This window comes from Arthrospira sp. PCC 9901, assembly GCF_059013425.1.
This window is the reverse complement of record NZ_CP102296.1, coordinates 426,815-446,672: the sequence shown is the minus strand read 5'-3', so window position 1 is coordinate 446,672 and position 19,858 is coordinate 426,815. Positions and strand designations below refer to the sequence as shown.

Below are 19,858 nucleotides of genomic sequence, written 5' to 3'. Positions count from 1 at the left end.
TGTATCAGATTAAGCGGATTCGGGCTTAGGCAATGAGGAAGGATGGACGAGCAATTCAGCAGTCGATCGCTTTTCAACCATTTCCTGAGTAACCATACATCGTTTAACATCTTTACGGGAAGGCAGCTCATACATAACGTCTAGCATCAACTCTTCCACGATACCGCGCAAAGCACGAGCGCCAGTTTTACGGCGGAAGGCTTCTTGAGCGATCGCCCGAATAGCGTCAGCTTCAAACTCCAGATGCACATTATCCATACGCAGCAATTTTTGATATTGTTTAACCAAAGCGCTGCGGGGTTCCGTGAGAATTGACATCAAAGTTTTCTCATCCAGAGGATCGAGAACTGCCACCATAGGAATACGACCGATCAACTCTGGAATTAAGCCAAACTTAACCAAATCATTAGGCTCGATACCTTTGAGAGCTTCTGCATCTTTTTTGTCTTTGTCTGGGGTGACTTCTTGGCCGGAGTGGACAAAGCCCATAGACTTTTTACCGCTTCTTTGCTCAATAATTTTCTCCAGCCCTACAAAAGCGCCGCCGCAAATAAATAGGATGTTGCTAGTATCAATTTGAATGCAATCTTGATAAGGATGCTTACGACCCCCTTGGGGAGGAACATTAGCAGTAGTTCCCTCCAGCATTTTTAATAACGCTTGCTGGACACCTTCACCCGATACATCTCTAGTAATGGAGGGGTTTTCGCTCTTACGGGCAATTTTATCAATTTCATCGATATAGACAATGCCGCGCTGGGCTTCTTCCACATCAAAATCAGCGACTTGTAGGAGTCGCAGGAGGATATTTTCTACATCTTCCCCAACATAACCCGCCTCAGTGAGGGTGGTAGCGTCAGCGACCGCAAAGGGAACATCCAGCATTTTAGCGAGAGTTTCCGCCAATAGAGTTTTACCGCACCCAGTGGGACCAATTAGCAAAATATTGGATTTTTGCAGTTCGATCTGATCATCACCTTGTCTATGACCTGGGATAAAGCCTAGACGCTTGTAGTGGTTGTAAACAGCCACTGACAGGACTTTTTTGGCATCATCCTGACCAATGACATGATGATCTAGGTAGGCCTTAATTTCCCTCGGTTTAGGAATTTGATTTAAGGCGACTCGACTGGGAGTGTTGCGACGTTTAGGGCTAGGGGCTGCTTGGGGGCGGGGAGCCTGGGGAGTGGGAGGAGCTGAATTGGGGTCAAATAGCTCCTCGTCCAAAATTTCGTTACACAGTTCCACGCATTCATCGCAGATGTAGACTCCTGGCCCTGCAATTAACTTGCGAACCTGCTCCTGGGACTTGCCACAGAAGGAACACTTCAAATGGGAGTCGTACTTAGACATAATTGCCTCGTTTTATGTTGCGCTAACAGATTCTCCGGGAACCGGAAGATTCTGTTTTAGGATCACATTATCTATTAGACCATATTCTTGAGCTTCGGCGGCAGACATAAAAAAGTCTCTCTCGGTATCAGCATTAATGCGATCTATGGGTTGGCCGGTATGTTGGGCTAAGAGTGTATTCAGGGTGTGCTTGTGATAGAGAATTTCTTTGGCTTGAATTTCTATGTCTATTGCCTGTCCTTGAGCGCCTCCGAGGGGTTGGTGAATCATAATGCGAGAGCTAGGTAAGGACATCCGTTTCCCAGCGGTACCGGAAGCGAGGAGAAATGCGCCCATACTGGCGGCTAATCCATAACATATTGTCACCACATCGGGGCGAATTTGTTGCATGGTGTCGTAAATTCCCATACCTGCGGTGACTGAACCGCCAGGGGAGTTGATGTAAAGTTGGATATCTTTTTCGGGATCTTCTGATTCCAAAAACAACATTTGGGCGCTTACGGCATTGGCTACTTCATCGTCAATGGGTGTTCCCAGAAAAATAATGCGATCGCGTAGTAGACGGGAATAGAGGTCAAAAGCCCTTTCTCCCATTCCCGACTGTTCAACTACCATGGGAATGACACCCGCTGCAGATGAGTTAATAGTAACTGGTTGTGAACCACTAATTATGTGGCTGTTACGGGTGCTGCCAATGGAATCACGGGAATACTCAGAGATCATCATAAAGCGGATGGTAATTTAATCTTATGGTGGTTTTACGGTTAATGTACAGTTAATTGGAAATGTTAGGGACGGGCGCGAGGTGATTGTTGGGGGAGAAGAACAGAGCAACGGACTGAAAATTAGTGCGATCGCCTTTCTTTCCCCCACTCCATATTAGCGCTTTTCCAGAATTTTGGCACCTGAGCCCACTGGTGGTCAAATAGCTAGTCGGTAACGACTTCAGCTTCAGCGACGACCACTTCTTCTGAATCTTCTGAATCTTCTGGTTCTTCTTCCTCTGGGGTCAAAGTACCTTCAGGGACTAATTCAATGGTGGAATGTTCTTCGAGCCATTGGTAAGTCTTTTGGCTAATCAGGTCATCAGTAACCACCATGCGTAGGCGATCGAGGTTCACTTCTTGGCCTTTAAGTTGCTCCATCATTTCTTCGGACTTAGCTTGAATTTCCGACTCGGTGACAGTGATGGACTGTTGTTTAGCGACTTCTTTGATAGCCAAAGTTTCCTTGAGTTGAGCGATCGCATCAGGGCGCAGATGTTCTCGCATCCGTGGTACAGTTTCACTGTTAAACAGTTGTTTAAGGTCAATGCCCATATTACTCAACTGCATAGCCTGCTGAGTCAAGAGGCGGTCTACTTCTTCCCTAATGAGGGTTTCCGGCAATTCCACTTCCATTTCTGCCACTAAAGCCTCAGCCAAAGCCTTGTGTTTATTCGCCGTAGTTTGTTCAGCTTTTTCTTCCTGAAAACGCTTTTCTAGGGACTCCCGCAGTTCTGCCAAAGTCTCAAACTCGCTGACTTCAGCCGCAAAATCGTCGTCCAACTCTGGCAACTCTTTTTCTTTAAGTTCCAGTAGAGTAATGTTAAAAGTAGCGGGACATCCAGCCAATTCCGGTTTACCATAGTCAGCCGGAAACTCAATGTTTAACTCTTTAGTTTCCCCAGGACTCATGCCTTCAATGCCTTCGGTAAAGCCAGGGATAAACTGACCTTCCGTGAGTTCCACTTGGTAGTTATCGCCCTGTCCCCCTTCAATTTCTTGGGGTTCAGTTGCTCCGGTGGGGGTAAAGTATCCCTTAAAGTCAACATAGGCTGTATCACCTTTTTGAGCGGGTCGGTTTTCCACCGGGACTAAGGTAGCCATTTTGACCCGTTCACGTTCGAGGATCTCATCAACTTGCTGCGGATCAAATTTGACCTCTTCAGCTTGGACCTGAAAATCCTGGTACTTGTTGAGTTTAACTTCTGGTTCGACATCTACGGCCGCTTTGATGGTGATGGGTTGACCAGGTTCGTACTGTTCGATCAGTTCTTCAATATTGCCAATTACTTCAAAACTGCCAATAGCGGGGATTTTCTCTTCTTCAACAATTTTGGGGAAATATTCCTGCATCAAATCATCGAGGGCGGCCGCTTTAATCCTAGAGGGTCCTAGTCGCTGTACTAGGATATGGCGGGGGACTTTGCCTTTTCGGAACCCAGGAATATTGGCAGAACGAGCATATTGGTTGATTACCTTCTCATAGGCTTTTTTGGAGATTTCTGGAGAAATTTCGATATCCAGCCCAACTTGGCTGGCGGGAAGTTTTTCCTGGGTTACTTTCATGATGTACCTTTGATGTACCTTGTTTAAGCGCGGACTAAGGAAAGCGAGCTATCTAAACTGCTGTCTGGCCCTAAAGCCTAGACTGTTTGCTTCCAGATGCTGACAGTTCGTGGTATGGTAGTGTCATTGTTTCTGTACCACGATTTTAACTCTGGAGGACTATAATTGATAGACTAGCCAATATTTGATGCTATCAGTAGATGGGTCGAAATGGGTAGCGATCGCTATTGACCGTCACATCAACTGTCGCAGTTACCGATATAATAGCCTCTAGTATAGATACAAGACTGATTAGCCTTATATATTATTAAAATTTCTGATTGATTCTCAGATGATCGATTGTCTAAAGTTCCAGGGAGGAAGTCAATTTGTCAAAATCCTATAGAGTTGCTATTTTGGGCGCGACCGGAGCCGTGGGAACCGAGTTGCTGGAATTGCTTTTGAGTCGTGATTTTCCCCTGTCAGAGTTGAAGCTATTGGCTTCTCCCCGTTCGGCGGGAAATAGTCTCCGTTTTGGAGGAGAGCAGCTGACAGTAGAAGCAGTTGGCGATCGCAGTTTTGATGGGGTAGATTTGGTATTGGCTTCCGCCGGAGGATCTACTTCTAAGCAATGGGCTCACAAAGCTGTAGCAGCCGGGGCGGTTGTAGTGGACAACTCCAGTGCCTTCCGCATGGACCCCCAAGTTCCCTTGGTGGTGCCGGAAGTGAACCCAGAAGCAGTAGTTAATCATCAGGGGATTATTGCGAATCCTAACTGCACTACTATTTTGATGAATGTGGCAGTTTGGCCCCTGTATCAGGTACAACCACTGCGGCGTATAGTAGTATCTACTTATCAATCCGCTAGTGGTGCGGGAGCCAGGGCTATGGAGGAGGTGAAAACCCAAGCCAGGGCGATTTTACAGGGAGAAACTCCCCAGGCGGAAATATTCCCCTACCCCTTGGCTTTTAATCTGTTTCCCCACAACTCGCCTATCAATGATTTAGGCTATTGTGAGGAAGAGATGAAAATGATTAATGAGACGCGGAAAATTTTTGGTGATGACAAGTTGAGAGTTTCCGCGACTTGTGTACGGGTTCCCGTACTCCGTGCCCACTCCGAGGCGATTAACTTAGAGTTTGAGCAGCCTTTTGATGTGGCTAAGGCGCGGGATGTCCTGAGTCAAGCCCCAGGGGTAAAGTTGGTGGAAGACTGGCAGGCTAATTATTTCCCAATGCCTATTGATGCAACGGGCTGCGATCCGGTTTTGGTGGGTCGTATCCGCCAGGATCTTTCTCACCCCTGTGGGTTGGAATTATGGCTGTGTGGCGATCAAGTTCGCAAGGGAGCGGCTTTAAATGCAGTCCAAATTGCTGAATTATTGGTAAGTAAAGACCTTCTGTAAGTCCCCCGTGTGGGGTGGAATAACTGAGAACAAGACGGCTAACTATACGGCACAATTGACACAAAAGAAATGGTAAGTTTTGGCAGAGTAATGACGGCAATGGTAACGCCGTTTTGGGAAGATGGTAGCATTAACTATGCAGAAGCAGAGCGGCTGGCGGCTCACTTGGCGGCTAATGGCAGTGATACTCTGGTTGTGTGTGGAACCACTGGAGAGTCTCCGACTCTGACTTGGGATGAAGAACATGAGTTGTTTAAGGTGGTTCAGCAGGCTGTGGCGGGTAAGGCTAAGGTGATTGCTGGTACAGGGTCGAATTCTACCCAGGAGGCGATCGCCGCCACTCAGAAAGCAGCTAAACTGGGGGTAGATGGTTCTTTGCAGGTGGTTCCCTATTACAATAAGCCTCCCCAGGAGGGATTGTATCAACACTTTTTGGCGATCGCCTCAGCTTGTGCAGATTTGCCGATTGTGTTATATAATATTCCTGGGCGTACCGGACAAAATCTCCAGCCCGAAACCGTGGCACGTTTGGCATCGGTTCCTAATATTGTGGCTATTAAAGAGGCTAGTGGCAGCCTAGACCAAGCTAGTCAAATTAGGCAGTTGACACCTAAAGAGTTTCAGATATATTCTGGGGATGATTCCCTGACTTTGCCACTGTTAGCAGTGGGCGGGACTGGGGTGGTGAGCGTAGCGAGTCACCTGGTAGGGAAGCAAATTCAAGATATGATCCAGATGTTTGAAGCGGGTCGGGTGCAGGAAGCAACGGAAATTCATATCAAACTCTTCAGTTTGTTTAAAACGTTGTTTATCACTACTAATCCTATTCCGATTAAAGCGGCTCTGAAATTGTTGGGCTGGAATGTGGGTCTGAGTCGGTCTCCTATGTGTGAACCATCCCCGGAAGTGATTGAAAAGGTCAAGGGAGTTTTGGGAGAATTGGGTTTGATTGAAACTCGGTAAATCAAAGAAAAATCTAAATCTGAGTTTCAGACAATTGAATAGCTGTGATGATTCCTAGGTGTTGATTGCTAGTCAATTGATACTTATAAAAGGTTGTTGAAACCGGGAAAAATCAACCATGGAAAACTAAGTAATTAATGAGGTATCATTATGTCAAGCAACGGCAAATCTTACACCAGAACTAGACCTTCTGCTAGGTCAGTGAAAATTACCAAAAAGTTGGATAATTTACCCAAAAACCGGGAACAAACCCCGGAAGATAACTATCCGAAATTGAAAATAATTCCCCTGGGTGGACTCCACGAAATTGGCAAAAATACCTGTGTATTTGAGTATGAAGATGAAATCATCATCCTAGATGCTGGTTTAGCCTTCCCGACCGATGGAATGCACGGGGTAAATATAGTTTTACCAGATGTCACCTACCTGCGGGAAAATCGGGATAAAATTAAGGGTATGATTGTCACCCACGGTCACGAAGACCATATCGGTGGGATTGCTTTTCACCTGAAACAGTTTGATATTCCCGTGATTTATGGTCCGAGATTAGCCATGGCTCTGCTTCATGGTAAACTAGAAGAGGCGGGGGTGAGCGATCGCACTGAATTAAGAACAGTAAGACCTCGCGATATAGTGCGTATTGGCAAAAACTTCCTGGTGGAATATATCCGCAATACTCACTCAATCGCTGATAGTTTTACCGTAGCAATTAATACCCCAGTGGGAGTAGTTATCCACACGGGAGACTTTAAGGTGGATCATACCCCCGTTGATGGCGAATTTTTCGATTTTCAGCGGTTGGCTGAATATGGGGAAAAAGGGGTTCACTGTCTGCTGAGTGATTCGACTAACGCGGAAGTGCCTGGGTTTACTCCCTCGGAGGCTTCCGTTTATCCGAATCTGGAAAGAATTATTGCGACCGCTTCTGGACGGGTGTTGGTGACGACTTTCGCTTCGTCCGTTCACCGGGTAAATATTATTCTGAGTATTGCTCAAAAATTAGGGCGCTCTGTGGCTGTGGTAGGGCGATCGATGTTAAATGTCATCGCTCATTCTCGGAATTTAGGTTATATAAAATGTCCTGATAATCTGTTTATTCCTCTCAATGCTATTCGCAGTTTACCTGACGAAAAAGTGTTGATTTTAACCACAGGTTCCCAGGGTGAACCCTTGGCGGCGATGACCAGAATTGCTAATGGCGCTCACCGACAAATTAGCATTAAACAAGGGGATACAATTATCTTTTCTGCTAACCCAATTCCCGGAAATACCATTGCGGTTGTCAATACTATTGATAAGTTGATGATGCAGGGTGCTAATGTGGTTTATGGCCGCCATCATGGTATTCATGTTTCCGGTCATGGTTGTCAGGAAGACCATAAACTGATGTTGGCGTTGACTCGTCCTAAGTTTTTTGTTCCTGTACATGGTGAACATCGGATGTTAGTACAACACAGCAAAACCGCTCAAAGTATGGGTATTCCACGGGAAAATATGGTGATTATCAATAACGGTGATGTGGTGGAGTTGACCGAAAATTCCATTCGCGTTGGTGGTAAAGTTCCTTCTGGTATTGAGCCGGTCGATTCCTCCCGCACTGGGTTTGTGCGTGATGATGTCCTGAAAGAACGCCAACAGTTGGCTGAAGATGGCTTAATTACTGTAGCGGTCGCTGTTAGTGATGAGGGTAAACTTTTGGCTATTCCTGAAACTCACCTGAAAGGGGTGGTGATGACTGCTGATCAGGCTACCTTTAAACAACAGATTGTTAAGGTGATTGAGGCGACTTTAAGCGATCGCTGGTCTGAGTTTAGCCGCTCCTTTGGTAATGGCGAAGGTAATCAAATTGATTGGGTGGGGGTACGCACCGAGATTGAAAGAGCGATCGCTCGTTTGTTGCGGCGTGAGTTACAAAGCAATCCTCTGTTAGTGGTGTTAATGCAAACTCCCGAAGAAAGTCCTGATTCTACCGCTTCTTCTACTACGGAAACTCCTCAGCCAGCTACCGGACGCAGAAGACCTCGCACAGCCGCTCGTGTCGCTTCCTAATTGACTGGAAAAGTTGCCATAAGTGAGCGGGTTTAGCAGTTTCAGATTTAACACTGGTCGCTGCTATCCCGCTCCGGCTTTGCTTAACCGTCAGACTCTCAAGTGTGTTAGTTTTTTTGCTGGCTGAAAAATACGGCAGTCAGAATAATTAACCCTAGTAATGCGAGGGGAACTAACAGAGATAAAATAGGCGTATTAGTTGACATGATTTTGTCTGAATTATGGATTCTGTCTTAATCTGTGTTATAATGTAGGGTAACTTTTTCGGTGAAAGTTATCCAGGGGGAAAGCGTGAATCAAACTGATCTGGTGCAATGGTTGCAGGAAAGAACTGCACTGAGCCTCCTGGATGATGAAATATTACAGGCGATCGCACCTCAACTGGAAGAACGCACCATTCCTATAAATACCGTCGTGGTGACTAAAGGAACTTCCCCAGATCGGCTTTATATTTTGCGATCGGGTGATTTGGAAAACTCAGACGCACCCAAGGCCGATCAGTATTTACCAGGAATGGCTATTAATCTGCAATCGTTACTGTTAAATAATCCAGTTCAACAAACATTAATTACCCGGACAGATTGTCAATTTTGGGTGATGAAGGCTGGAGACTTGCAAAAGTTGGTAGAAGCCTATCCAGAAATCAATCAAGCCTTTTCTCAGCAACTAGCCGAAGAAGTAGAGGAACTTTCCGCTCAATTGGTTTATGAGCAGGAAAGGTTAGCCATTTTACAACCCTATTTAATTCCGAGAGCGCGGCGGGGAATTGTCGGAAAAAGTCGTTATGCGGTGAGGTTGCGATCGCAAATTAAAGAGGCTTCTAAAAATCGTAAATCCGTCCTAATTTTTGGGGAACCAGGAATCGAAAAAGACAACTTAGCAGCTTTGATTCATTTTGGGTCTGATGACCGCCGAGAACCAGTAATTCAAGTAAATTGTTCTAAACTCCAAACCAGTGGCGCAGATTTATTCGGACGGACAGGGGGAAAATCTGGGTTAATTGAAGCCTTGGGAAAGGGAACTTTAATATTTAATAATATCCAAGAATTACCCCCAGAATTAATCCCCGCCATCTCAAATTTATTAGAACTAGGAACTTATATTCCGGTCAGTAAAGGGGCCGCTGAAACCGTCAATGCTAAAGTTTCTCAAGCTCGGATAATCATTATATCAGAAAAGATGGTCGCTAAGATTGAAACCTTAGTCGAAACCGTGATTAAAGTGCCACCTTTGAGGGTAAGAAAATCTGATATTGGCGATTGGGTTAATTATAATATTAGCCTGATTTGTCGGAATAAAGGTATTAACCGAGTCCAGATGACCCCGGAAGCCTTGCGACGACTACAAGCTTATGATTTTCCCAATAATTTGCGGGAATTACGAAACCTCGTAGAAAGAGCGATCGTTCAACTTCAAGGCTGTACAGAAATCACCGAAGAAATTATTTGGCCGTCTCAAACTAAAAAGCAGCAATTCCGAGTTAATTTATTAAATACCTATCCGAAATTCCGCAAATTTCTCAGAAGTCCCTGGTGGCCGGATCGGATTAATTATGGCTTTACTGTAGCTGTTTTTGCCGCCGTCGTGGCGATTTTATTCCTCGGTCCTCAAACGCGATCGCAAAATTTCGCTCTCAACCTATTTTGGGCCTGGTGGTGGCCATTAATTTTGTTAATTTTCCCATTTTTAGGTCGCGTATGGTGTGCAGTTTGTCCCTTTATGATTTACGGAGAAATCACCCAAAAACTATCTCTCTGGCTGTTTCCGCGTCAATTAAAAAAATGGCCGAGACAGTCAGCCGAAAAGTGGGGAGGGTGGTTTTTATTCGGTTTATTCACCCTAATTTTACTCTGGGAAGAATTGTGGGATTTACCAAATACCGCCTATTTATCAGCTTGTTTATTGCTACTAATTACCGCCGGAGCCATGATTTTTTCAGCTATTTTTGAAAGGCGTTTTTGGTGTCGTTATCTCTGTCCCATTGGCGGTATGAATGGGATGTTTGCCAAATTAGCCATCACCGAATTACGCGCACAGCAGGGAACCTGTTCAGCCGAATGCAACACCTACCAATGCTATAAAGGAGGACCCCAAAAAGGCGAAGGAATGGAAACAGCCGGATGTCCTTTATATTCTCACCCAGCACAATTAGAAGAGAATCGAGATTGCGTATTGTGTATGACCTGTTTAAAAGCCTGTCCTCATCGTTCAGTCGAGGTCAATTTGCGACCCCCAGGAATTGAATTATGGACTACTCATATACCTCGCACCTATGAAGTAGCTTTGCTATTTTTATTATTAAATGCCGTATTTTTGCATCATTTACCCCAACTACAACAGTATTTTAATTTTAGCCTAAATTTAGATAATTTCTGGATACATTTAAGCCTGTCAACCGTAGTCTTAGCTTTACCTGCTATAATTCCCGGTTTCGCTTATCTGATTTATCGTTTAATTTCCCCAAGAAAGCCTCGTAAATTTATCGAGTTAGCTTATGGTTTACTTCCCTTTGTGTTAGCCATTAATTTGGCTCATTATCTACGGCTAGGGTTAGCAGAAGGTGGCAGAATTTTACCAGTTACCCTTGCTACTTTTGGCTTAGATGGTTCCAGTCTCCCTGTTTGGGTTGCTCATCCAGCCGTCATTGAGTTTTTACAGGGAACCACCTTATTATCCGGGATATTAATCGCCATTTTACTCACACAAAAAATTGCCCGCCAACCTATCAAAACCTTATTACCTCAACATTTAGCCACCATTATTTTAGGTTTCATCTCATGGAAAATCGTTGTAGGATTTTAGCATAGTAATAACTTCTACTACACCCAATATCTAACTAATTATATATGCCAAAAACCGCACCCCAAAATTTAGAAGATAGTGATGAAGAACTACTTACCTTTAAGTATTCAATAACCAGTTATGGTGCTGATTATCCGGTTGATAGTTTAGTTAAACGGATGAAAAATGGCAGCATATATGTACCACAATTTCAACGAGGATATGTCTGGGACCATAGAGAAGCATCTCGTTTTATTGAGTCCCTATTATTGGGTCTACCAGTACCGGGAATTTTTCTCGCTAAAGAACAAGATACTCAAAAACTTCTAGTTATTGATGGTCAACAAAGGTTAAAGACTATTCAATATTTTTATGATGGGGTTTTTGAACCTAATCAAAGGGAATTTTACTTAACCAAAGTCGCTGATGAGTTTGACGGATTAACTTATCAAACTCTGTCAGAAGAGGATAGACGTAGACTCGATGATTCAATTATACCTGCTACCATTGTTAAACAGGATGAACCCTCAGATGATAATAGCAGTATTTACTATATTTTTGAGCGACTTAATACCGGTGGTCAACAATTAAAACCTCAAGAAATTCGCGCCTGTATCTATCACGGAGAGTTTAATAATTTATTAGCAGAACTTAATTATCATCAGTGTTGGCGAGATATATATGGTTCCCCAAAACCTGATAAACGTATGCGAGATCAGGAAATGATTTTGCGTTTTCTGGCTCTCTATTTTGAGGGTGATAACTATCAAAAACCTATGAAAGGCTTTTTAAATCAGTTTCTGGGTCAAAATCGCTATTTGAAGAAGTATGATAAATCAGCAATCCAACTGGTTTTTATTCGCACTATTGAAACTGCTTATGAAGTTTGGGGAGGTCGAGCTTTTAAACCGAAAAATCAGATTAATGCAGCAGTTTTTGACTGTATTATGGTGGGTTTAGCTCGTCGATTAGAAAAAGGGTTGATTAATGATAAAGAATCACTCAATACTAATTATCAACATCTTTTAAAGAGTCAAAATTTCCTAGATGTAACTGTCAATAGTTCGCGTACTACTGAGAAATCTATTGTGCAAAGTCGCCTCAGTCAAGCTATCAATGCTTTTGAAAATGTACAATGAAAAATGTAAAATGCGTTATAAACAGCAGTAATAATTAGAGTATATTATCAAAATGCAGTTAAACTTGTTGATATGCTTGAGGAATTGTGTGAGGGTAAATCTGTTTAAAATGTGATCATTATGGGATGATTAATCATTTCTTAGTTAATCAGTATCGACAAACCAGTGATTAATACCAAATCCTACCGCGCGATTAGATTGACATAATTCTGCGGCTAATTTTAGTGACGCTTTTTGACCTATTTCGGTTTCAAATACTGAAGAAAATACCCCATCAATCCCTAAGCTATGATATAATTTCCTTAACTGCTTTGGAGAACCTACTATAGCTGGTTTAATCACAAAAATACCTCGCCAACCTTGTTGATAACATTGGTTGATTTGGGTGAGGGTCGCTACAGATTCATCTAAGGCTATGGGGGTTAAATGACCCTTAGTTAAGGCTAACATTCCCTCTAACTCATTAACACCTAGGGGTTGCTCTAAAAACTCTATTTTAAAGCTAGTATCTCCGAGGTTGATTCTATCACAAATATCTAACCAGCGATCGCCTTCCGAAAAATTTAACCCACCATTCGCATCGAGTCGCAGCGATAACCCTTGAATTTCACTCATTTGGCTGGCTAATATCTGCAACCAATTCAACTCATTATCAATACTATCAACCCCAATTTTCCACTTGAGAGTTTTATATCCCCTATTAACTAAATCTTCCCAACCAGATAAAGCCGCTTTTCCTGTGGGAAGCAGTCCACTATTTTCTAGCTTAGGTATTTCCTTATCATTTCCCTGTAATTCAGTGAAAGCAGACTCAAAACCAAACTGACAAGCTGGGAGACTCATAGGAATCGAAAAAATCAGATTTTCTGTAATTATCCCAGGTAGACTTTCACAAAAATCCATAGCCTCCCTGAGAGTTTCCGACCCAAACCAACTAAGAGGCGCAATTTCTCCCCAGCCAACTTTACCCCTTTCGTCCATTAACTCAATAATAATCCCTTCCCTAACCTCCCAGAGTCCGTGATGAGTTTTTAAAGGCTGTTTAAATTTACGGGAGTATTTATTAAAGTTAAATTTAATAGTCATTGAATTGCATTTAACTAGACCAAGCATCAATAATTTTAATCATCGTTTTGTCCGCTAAACCCTTAACACTAGCAATCACTTGTTGATAATTGGTGAATTTACCCAGTTTTTCCCTGGCTTCAAAAATGCCTTTAGCTAGGTTGTTAGCATTACTAATATTAGACCTATTCAATCGCCTAAATAACTCCTCTTGAGTCAAACTATTGAATAAATCGAGGGGGTTAATAATGGGTTGATTTGGCGATTCTGACTCTCTCATTGGGGAAGGTTGGGGATATTCTATGGCTTTAAATCGCAGTTCATTTTGTTGTTGATAATCCCTCAATTCCTGCTGAATTTGAATCACATAGTTTTCTAGTCGTTGTTCAAGATTATTTAACCGAGACTCTAAATTAGGAGATGGAGATGTGGTTAATGTTAGAGTTTCCCCTATCTGATTATTTATCAAACTAGGAGTTACCGTAAAACTCTCAATTAACTCGACCTGTTTTAATACCTTAGCCTCATGTTTCTCAGCAATCACAAAAGCATTAACCATCTCAGCTTCGCGGGGGTCTTTTTCCCTAGCCTTGACCGCCGCATAATATTCTAAATCCCCTGAAATAACTTGATAACTGTCTAACCCTTGCATTTTCAGGATTAAGGGTTTGATAATTCCCCCACATTCTAAAATGTTATCGGCTAACTCCTCTAATTCAGATTCCGAAAAATTAGACCGAGGGACATTGGAATTAATGCTTTTAACATCCACTAATAAAAAGCTGATCATGATTTATTTACCTAACTTTTCTAAAACTTCCTCTGTTAACTGTACAAATTCCATCGCCGCTGGTGAATCTGGCGCAAATTCTAGCACAGATTTGGGGTCTGGTATCTCTAAATCTCCCATAGTTATAGTCTGGTTGGTACATTGAGACAAAACTGTTCTTTCAAAGATTATGCTATTCATAATCGGTAAATTATGGGAATTTAACAGGGATTCTTTTTGCTTGGGAAAGACATAATTTAAAAATTTAGAGTTGGTGGATATTTTGGATGGCAATATTCCCAAGATTTCTAAATTATTTTTACCAATTAAGGCGCGAAATTCATCAATTTGACTAATAAACTCCAAGACGGTAGGTAATCCTTGATTAGCAAAGGGTTTTAAGTCTGATGGGATGATTAAATAATCCGCAGCATATAAGGCAATTTCTGTATAAATATCCCGCGATGGAGGAGTATCAATAATCACGATATCATAATCTTCTTCAACTCGTTTTAGCTTGGTGACTAAACGGGTTTTATAAGATGCAACTTGGTTCAGTTTAGACTGCTTTTGAATTAAGTTAATATGGGAAGGTATGACATCAATTTCTGGGTGATTGAATCCGTCGGTTTTTCTGACGACATCGGGAATAAAGTCATAATCACCTGATTCGATAACATGGGAAACATTGCGATCTCTTAAATCATCATCTTCCACAAATAAAAATTTCATTAAGCCAGTCGCAAAGGTAGAGTTGGCTTGAGAGTCTAAATCGATAAGTAGTATTTTGTGACCTTGTTTTTGTAAACTGGCGGCTAGGTTAATGGCGATGGTGGTTTTACCTACTCCACCTTTATTATGGTAAATAGCAATAGTTTTCATACCTGGTTATTTAAGGATAGGTTAAACATTATCATATTTAGCCAATAAAATCAAGGATTAAATCTCCCCAAATTCGGGGATTTTCGGCGTGGACGTTATGACCACAGCCGGGAACTATGATCATGGTTGCGAAGGTACATAAATCCGTAATTTCTCGGTTGATTTTTTGAAATTTATGGTCAAATTCTCCCACTAATAATAGTAAAGGTATCTGATTTTGAGATAACTTATCCCAGAGTGGTGGCTGGTTTCCGGTTCCCGAATTGATTAGAATTTTAGCTAATTGATTGGGGTTATTTTGGAGTCGATCGCCTATAATTTTATCAAAATTGGGCGAGTTTTTCAAGGATGTAAATAGGGGTAAACTATACCACCAGTTGAGGAAGTCTTCAAAAGGGATATTTTGTAACTGATCGGCTATTTTATCATCTGATAAACGTCGCTGCGATCGCTCAATTTCCGTTTTCAGTCCCGGCGATGCTGATTCCAGAATTGCTTGCTTAAATCGTGTAGGATAGTGTAAAATCAAATAGAGTCCTAAACGACCTCCCATAGAATATCCAACCAGGACACAATTATCAATTTTCAGGTAATCCAAAAGACCAATTAAACCGGAGGCGATCGCTGGCATTTTATAGGCTTCATCTCCTGCTAATACCTGAGTTTTTCCTTGTCCTGGTAAATCAATAGTTAAGCAGCAGAAATCATCAGGAAGGGAGGATATAGCCAGGTCAAAGTCTCGGCAATTTCCCATAAAGCCATGTAATAGCAAAATTATAGGCTGAGTGCGATCGCCTTTTAATTCACCATAAAAACTATAACACCCCACCCGCCATTGTGGCATTTAATGCACTCCTATTTATTAGTCAAACACCCAATGCAAAAATGGAACCGCCGCCGCACAAAAAGCCATAAACCCAAATAACCCCCCCAGCATTCCATACAGCAAAAATTGGTCGCCGCGATCCTTAGCCAATTTGACAATCACGTAACTGTAGCCATAGCAAACCAGGAAGAAAAGAACAATAAAGCCAGTGAAGTAATATTGCATAACCAAATCATGTCTAAAAAGTCTAATTATCCATTATAGGAAAATTATGGTCAATCGCCTAAAATTTCACAAAAATTTAGTATTTCCCAGAGATTAATGAGTAACAGGCGTTTGCTGTTCAGGTATACTGAGGGTGATCACAAATTCTGTGCCGCCACCTACCTGGGAATTACACTGCAACTTTCCGCCGTGATTTTCGACTACAATTTGATGAGAAATAGACAATCCCAAACCCGTCCCCTGACCCACAGGCTTAGTAGTAAAAAAGGGATTAAAAATCTGTCTTTGGATCGATTCAGGAATTCCCGGACCATTATCAGCAATTTTAATAACAACCGAGTCTAGCTGGTCTGGAGATTTAGCTTTTTTCACTGTAGTGTTGATAGTAATTATCCGAGGATCTGGTTGAGTTGCTAAAGCATCGATCGCATTAGCCAATATATTCATAAACACCTGATTCAACTGACTAGGATAGCATTCCAACTTAGGTAATGCGCCATAATCTTTAATAATTTTAATTTCACAACCGTGGTGCATTTTCATGCGACCTTGTAAAATCAGTAAAGTGCTTTCGATACCCTCATGTAAATCTACAGCCTTGCGGGTAGCTTCATCGAGGCGAGAAAAGTTTCTTAAAGAGACAACAATATCTTGAATCCGAGTAGTTCCCAACTTCATTGAATCCAAAGCATTAGGTAAATCATCAAGCATAAATTGCAAATCTACTTCCTTAGCAAAATCGATAATTTCTTCCCTAGGTTCTGGGTAGTTTTTATGATATAATTTCACCAGTTCAATTAAATCTTGAATGCAGGTTTCTAGGTGCATCAAATTTCCATGTATAAACGCTAAAGGATTATTAATTTCATGAGCCACCCCTGCGACCATTTGTCCTAAACCGGACATTTTCTCAGCCTGAATTAATTGTGTTTGGGTACGTTTTAATTCTTGTAGAGTTTTGGCTAACTCGATCGCTTTATGACGTTGTTCTATCTGTTCAAGTCTGAGGCTAACTTCCATAGCTTTGCGATCGCTAATATCCCTAACAATAGCCAATACCTGATCATCACCACTAGGGACATAACGCGCCTCATAATGGTGATAGCGACCCGATAGTGATAGCACATATTCCCCCTGCTGAATTTGTCTAGTGTTGAGGGCTTGAGTCAAATAATGGCGCGTCCATTCAGCCAAATCTTCAGAAAAAACCGCATCAATTTTCTGTCCCACAATATTTGATGGTAAACTGGGACTTGGGGAATTTTTAGCAGGGAAGTAGTCAAGAATTATCCCCTGAGAATTTATCCTAAATATCAAATCAGGAATAGCCTCAATCAAGCTGCGATTTCTCGCTTCACTTTCTCGCCAAGCCGAGGCAATTTTTTGACGTTCAGTGATATCACTTTCCACAGCAATAAACTTAGTCAAATTTCCCAATTTATCAAAAATAGGATTGATACTGATTGACAACCAATAGGCTTCTCCATTGCGTCTATAGTTGAGAATTTCTCCTTGATAAGGTTGATGTTTTTTCAGTGCTTTAGCAATCTCGCAGACGGTATCTGGGTTAGTGTCGGAACCTTGCAAAAACGAACCAGGCTTGCGACCTTGTACCTCATCAAATAAATATCCAGTAATAGTTACAAATCCGGTATTAACCCACTCAATATAGCCATCACAATCACAAATAATTACAGCATTATCAGTCTGAGTCGCCACCCAGGACAACTGAAGCAGTTGTTCTTCTATCTGAGGTCTAGTTTCATCTTTATTGGTAATTACCCAATAGCGAGAAGGAGATAATCCCGATGGTGCTTCCACAGGAACAATAGTTGTTTTTAGCAAAATATGTTGTCCGTTAGCAATATGATGTTGAATTTCTCCTTCCCAAATCTTACCCTGATTAACCACTGACCATAATTCTTCCCAAAAAGTAGGGGAATAATAGGGGGAGTCAAACAAGGGGTGAGGGTGATGAATCACCTGTTCCCAAGACTTACCCCACATTTCAATAAAGGGTAGGTTAGCATCTAAAACCGTCCCATGTTTATCAATCATACTAACCGGGTTAGTGCGATCGATAATAGTTCGGAGTTCCGCATATTCTTGCTGAGTTTGACGAAGTTCATTTTTGAGTAGACGTAACTCAGCGATCGCCGTTTGATAGGCGTTTAATAAATCTTCAGGATAGTTGTTAACAATTAATTCGGCGGTCATTAGCACTCCAGGGGGTAAATCAGGTTTTGGTTAAGAACTTCTTGGAAAGTTTTTGACGCTATAGGTTGAGCCATCAAAAACCCTTGAGCCAATTCGCATCCCCAAGATTTTAGTTGACAAAATTGTTCTAAGTTTTCAATCCCTTCCGCAATAGTTTCCATTCCCAGGGACTGAGCCAGCTTCACAATAGCATAGGCGATTTTAGTTTGATGTTCCGAAGCATTCATCCCCTGAATAAAAGACCGGTCTATTTTGAGGGTATCAATAGGAAAACATGAGAGGCGACTGAGGGAGGAATGTCCGGTTCCGAAGTCATCTATACATAATCTAATCCCCAAATCTTTAATTTTTCGGAGAGTAGTAACCGCCACTTCTGTCGATTCAGCGATCGCCGTTTCTGTCAGTTCAAACTTAATCAATTCAGGAGAGCATTTAGTGGCTTCTAATATCTCCTTAATCCTTTCGACAATTCCCGTATTGGTTAATTGTTTGGTCGCCAGATTAATACTAATAAATGGCGGTGAATCTTGATAAATAGATTCCCATTTTTTAGCTTGAATACAAGCCTGTTCAATTACCCAATCTCCCATCGTACAAATTAACCCAGTTTCTTCAGCAATCGGAATAAATTGAGCCGGAGAAATCAAACCCAAAGTCCCATGTTCCCACCTAAGCAAGACTTCACAACCCACAATCCGATTAGTTTGCATCGAGATAATTGGCTGATAATTAAGTAGCAATTCCTTACGTTTAAGAGCATAACGCAGATCCGTTTCTAGCTGTAGTTGTTGTCGGACTCTGTGGTGCATCGCTTGGGTAAAAATTGCATAACTTCCCTTCCCTCGGTCTTTAGCTCTATATAAAGCCGTATCAGCATCGCGGAGCATATCTGCACTGCAATTATACCCCATACTACTCAGAGCGATACCAATACTAAGACTGGTAACAGTTTCTAGGTTTTCTTCTCCCAAAATAATCGGTTTTTTGATGGTTTGTTGAATCCTATTAGTGAGTTCCGAAATTTCAGACAGGTCTTGAATATCATCAATTATAATAGCAAACTCATCTCCTCCCCACCGAGATAGAATATCTTGGGGACGGATACAGCTTTGTAGACGATCGCCAATTTCAATCAGTAGTTGATCTCCGGCTTGATGTCCAAAACTATCATTAATCAATTTGAAGCGATCGAGGTCCATAAACAACAGACCAAACAAATAGTCTTGACAGTTTTGTGTACGGTCTATGGCTTTCTGAAGTTCAGTTCTAAAGTAGCCTCGATTATATAGACCCGTTAGGCTATCATGGTTAGCCTCGTAGATTAGGCGATTATGTTGATTTTGGCGTTCAGTCACATCTCTTTGAATAGCTAAATAGTGTGTTATCTGTTGGCGATCGTTATATATAGGTTCAATATGCCACTCATTGACAAATTCGCTTCCATCCTTGCGATAGTTAATCGTCTGACCATAAAACACCCCTCCATCTTTAAGATCCAGTTTCATCCTTTCCAAAATCGTGCGATCTGTTTTTTCCCCTTGCAAAATTCTAGGAGTTCGACCGATCGCCTCTGTGGGACCATAACCAGTCATTCTAGTAAATGCCTTATTGACAAACACAATTTCTGGTCCAGGAAATTCCAGATTAGCCGCAGTAATCACCACAGAGTCCTCAGCACAGCAAACCGCTGTGGCCAATAACTTCAAGTGTTCTATCATCCCTGCACTCAAATCATGTGCCGAATCATTCTCACCCGAAGCACTACCCCCCGCCACAATACTCTCATGAATATGGAGTTGAGGAACTAACTGCCTGCTATAGGCATCCAAATCATTCATAGCCACTAATTTTCTTCCGTAAACGACGACTGACCG

General features: G+C 42.1%; 15 protein-coding genes. 5 read left to right on the top strand and 10 right to left on the bottom strand.

What is annotated here, in order from left to right; genetic code table 11:
• Nucleotides 1-9: 9 nt before the first annotated feature.
• The 3 genes from clpX to tig form a co-directional block, all read right to left on the bottom strand.
• Entirely contained in the window at nucleotides 10-1,353 is a 1,344-nt protein-coding gene (clpX, locus tag NLZ44_RS02130) for an ATP-dependent protease ATP-binding subunit ClpX (RefSeq protein WP_493751720.1), read from the bottom strand.
• Nucleotides 1,354-1,365: 12 nt separating this feature from the next.
• Nucleotides 1,366-2,079, bottom strand: coding sequence for an ATP-dependent Clp endopeptidase proteolytic subunit ClpP (gene clpP / locus NLZ44_RS02125; protein WP_493751719.1), 714 nt, complete (start codon nucleotides 2,077-2,079; stop codon nucleotides 1,366-1,368).
• 203 nt (nucleotides 2,080-2,282) lie between these two features.
• The gene (tig, locus tag NLZ44_RS02120) at nucleotides 2,283-3,683 is read right to left on the bottom strand and encodes a trigger factor (RefSeq protein ID WP_493751718.1); all 1,401 of its coding nucleotides are present in this window, start codon (nucleotides 3,681-3,683) and stop codon (nucleotides 2,283-2,285) included.
• A 368-nt stretch (nucleotides 3,684-4,051) separates the two neighbouring features.
• Between tig and NLZ44_RS02115 the strand changes: the two genes are divergently transcribed.
• From NLZ44_RS02115 to NLZ44_RS02095, 5 genes are all read left to right on the top strand, one after another.
• On the top strand, nucleotides 4,052-5,068 hold the full coding sequence (locus NLZ44_RS02115) for an aspartate-semialdehyde dehydrogenase (protein ID WP_006623567.1): 1,017 nt from the start codon (nucleotides 4,052-4,054) through the stop codon (nucleotides 5,066-5,068).
• 69 nt (nucleotides 5,069-5,137) lie between these two features.
• A complete protein-coding gene (gene dapA, locus NLZ44_RS02110) occupies nucleotides 5,138-6,031 on the top strand; it encodes a 4-hydroxy-tetrahydrodipicolinate synthase (protein WP_046318374.1) in 894 nt (297 codons plus the stop codon).
• Nucleotides 6,032-6,181: 150 nt separating this feature from the next.
• A complete protein-coding gene (locus NLZ44_RS02105; protein WP_493751717.1) occupies nucleotides 6,182-8,080 on the top strand; it encodes a ribonuclease J in 1,899 nt (632 codons plus the stop codon).
• 291 nt (nucleotides 8,081-8,371) lie between these two features.
• Complete coding sequence (locus NLZ44_RS02100) at nucleotides 8,372-10,882, top strand: sigma 54-interacting transcriptional regulator (RefSeq protein ID WP_493751716.1); 2,511 nt, start codon at nucleotides 8,372-8,374, stop codon at nucleotides 10,880-10,882.
• Nucleotides 10,883-10,926: 44 nt separating this feature from the next.
• Nucleotides 10,927-12,000, top strand: coding sequence for a GmrSD restriction endonuclease domain-containing protein (locus NLZ44_RS02095; RefSeq protein WP_493751715.1), 1,074 nt, complete (start codon nucleotides 10,927-10,929; stop codon nucleotides 11,998-12,000).
• Nucleotides 12,001-12,144: 144 nt separating this feature from the next.
• Here NLZ44_RS02095 and NLZ44_RS02090 read toward each other — a convergent pair whose 3' ends face one another.
• The 7 genes from NLZ44_RS02090 to NLZ44_RS02060 form a co-directional block, all read right to left on the bottom strand.
• Nucleotides 12,145-13,086, bottom strand: a complete 942-nt coding sequence (locus tag NLZ44_RS02090) for an o-succinylbenzoate synthase (protein WP_369299805.1) — start codon at nucleotides 13,084-13,086, stop codon at nucleotides 12,145-12,147.
• A 10-nt stretch (nucleotides 13,087-13,096) separates the two neighbouring features.
• The gene (locus tag NLZ44_RS02085; protein ID WP_315662840.1) at nucleotides 13,097-13,855 is read right to left on the bottom strand and encodes a ParB N-terminal domain-containing protein; all 759 of its coding nucleotides are present in this window, start codon (nucleotides 13,853-13,855) and stop codon (nucleotides 13,097-13,099) included.
• Nucleotides 13,856-13,858: 3 nt separating this feature from the next.
• The gene (locus tag NLZ44_RS02080; RefSeq protein WP_008055353.1) at nucleotides 13,859-14,716 is read right to left on the bottom strand and encodes a ParA family protein; all 858 of its coding nucleotides are present in this window, start codon (nucleotides 14,714-14,716) and stop codon (nucleotides 13,859-13,861) included.
• 37 nt (nucleotides 14,717-14,753) lie between these two features.
• On the bottom strand, nucleotides 14,754-15,560 hold the full coding sequence (menH, locus tag NLZ44_RS02075; RefSeq protein WP_493751714.1) for a 2-succinyl-6-hydroxy-2,4-cyclohexadiene-1-carboxylate synthase: 807 nt from the start codon (nucleotides 15,558-15,560) through the stop codon (nucleotides 14,754-14,756).
• An 18-nt stretch (nucleotides 15,561-15,578) separates the two neighbouring features.
• A complete protein-coding gene (locus NLZ44_RS02070) occupies nucleotides 15,579-15,767 on the bottom strand; it encodes a hypothetical protein (RefSeq protein WP_006669528.1) in 189 nt (62 codons plus the stop codon).
• Between the two features lie 93 nt (nucleotides 15,768-15,860).
• Nucleotides 15,861-17,984 (bottom strand): PAS domain-containing sensor histidine kinase, encoded by a 2,124-nt coding sequence (locus NLZ44_RS02065; RefSeq protein ID WP_493751713.1) that lies wholly within the window; start codon nucleotides 17,982-17,984, stop codon nucleotides 15,861-15,863.
• Nucleotides 17,984-19,822 (bottom strand): putative bifunctional diguanylate cyclase/phosphodiesterase, encoded by a 1,839-nt coding sequence (locus tag NLZ44_RS02060; RefSeq protein ID WP_493751712.1) that lies wholly within the window; start codon nucleotides 19,820-19,822, stop codon nucleotides 17,984-17,986. Before NLZ44_RS02060 ends, NLZ44_RS02065 begins: the two co-directional genes overlap by 1 nt.
• Nucleotides 19,823-19,858: the final 36 nt, after the last annotated feature.

What these genes read in the sequence shown, in the direction of transcription:
- clpX (WP_493751720.1), bottom strand. Translation starts at nt 1,353, where the DNA reads ATGTCTAAGTACGACTCCCATTTGAAGTGTTCCTTCTGTGGCAAGTCC.
- clpP (WP_493751719.1), bottom strand. Translation starts at nt 2,079, where the DNA reads ATGATGATCTCTGAGTATTCCCGTGATTCCATTGGCAGCACCCGTAAC.
- tig (WP_493751718.1), bottom strand. Translation starts at nt 3,683, where the DNA reads ATGAAAGTAACCCAGGAAAAACTTCCCGCCAGCCAAGTTGGGCTGGAT.
- dapA (WP_046318374.1), top strand. Translation starts at nt 5,138, where the DNA reads ATGGTAAGTTTTGGCAGAGTAATGACGGCAATGGTAACGCCGTTTTGG.
- NLZ44_RS02105 (WP_493751717.1), top strand. Translation starts at nt 6,182, where the DNA reads ATGTCAAGCAACGGCAAATCTTACACCAGAACTAGACCTTCTGCTAGG.
- NLZ44_RS02095 (WP_493751715.1), top strand. Translation starts at nt 10,927, where the DNA reads ATGCCAAAAACCGCACCCCAAAATTTAGAAGATAGTGATGAAGAACTA.
- NLZ44_RS02090 (WP_369299805.1), bottom strand. Translation starts at nt 13,086, where the DNA reads ATGACTATTAAATTTAACTTTAATAAATACTCCCGTAAATTTAAACAG.
- NLZ44_RS02085 (WP_315662840.1), bottom strand. Translation starts at nt 13,855, where the DNA reads ATGATCAGCTTTTTATTAGTGGATGTTAAAAGCATTAATTCCAATGTC.
- NLZ44_RS02080 (WP_008055353.1), bottom strand. Translation starts at nt 14,716, where the DNA reads ATGAAAACTATTGCTATTTACCATAATAAAGGTGGAGTAGGTAAAACC.
- menH (WP_493751714.1), bottom strand. Translation starts at nt 15,560, where the DNA reads ATGCCACAATGGCGGGTGGGGTGTTATAGTTTTTATGGTGAATTAAAA.
- NLZ44_RS02070 (WP_006669528.1), bottom strand. Translation starts at nt 15,767, where the DNA reads ATGCAATATTACTTCACTGGCTTTATTGTTCTTTTCTTCCTGGTTTGC.
- NLZ44_RS02065 (WP_493751713.1), bottom strand. Translation starts at nt 17,984, where the DNA reads ATGACCGCCGAATTAATTGTTAACAACTATCCTGAAGATTTATTAAAC.
- NLZ44_RS02060 (WP_493751712.1), bottom strand. Translation starts at nt 19,822, where the DNA reads ATGAATGATTTGGATGCCTATAGCAGGCAGTTAGTTCCTCAACTCCAT.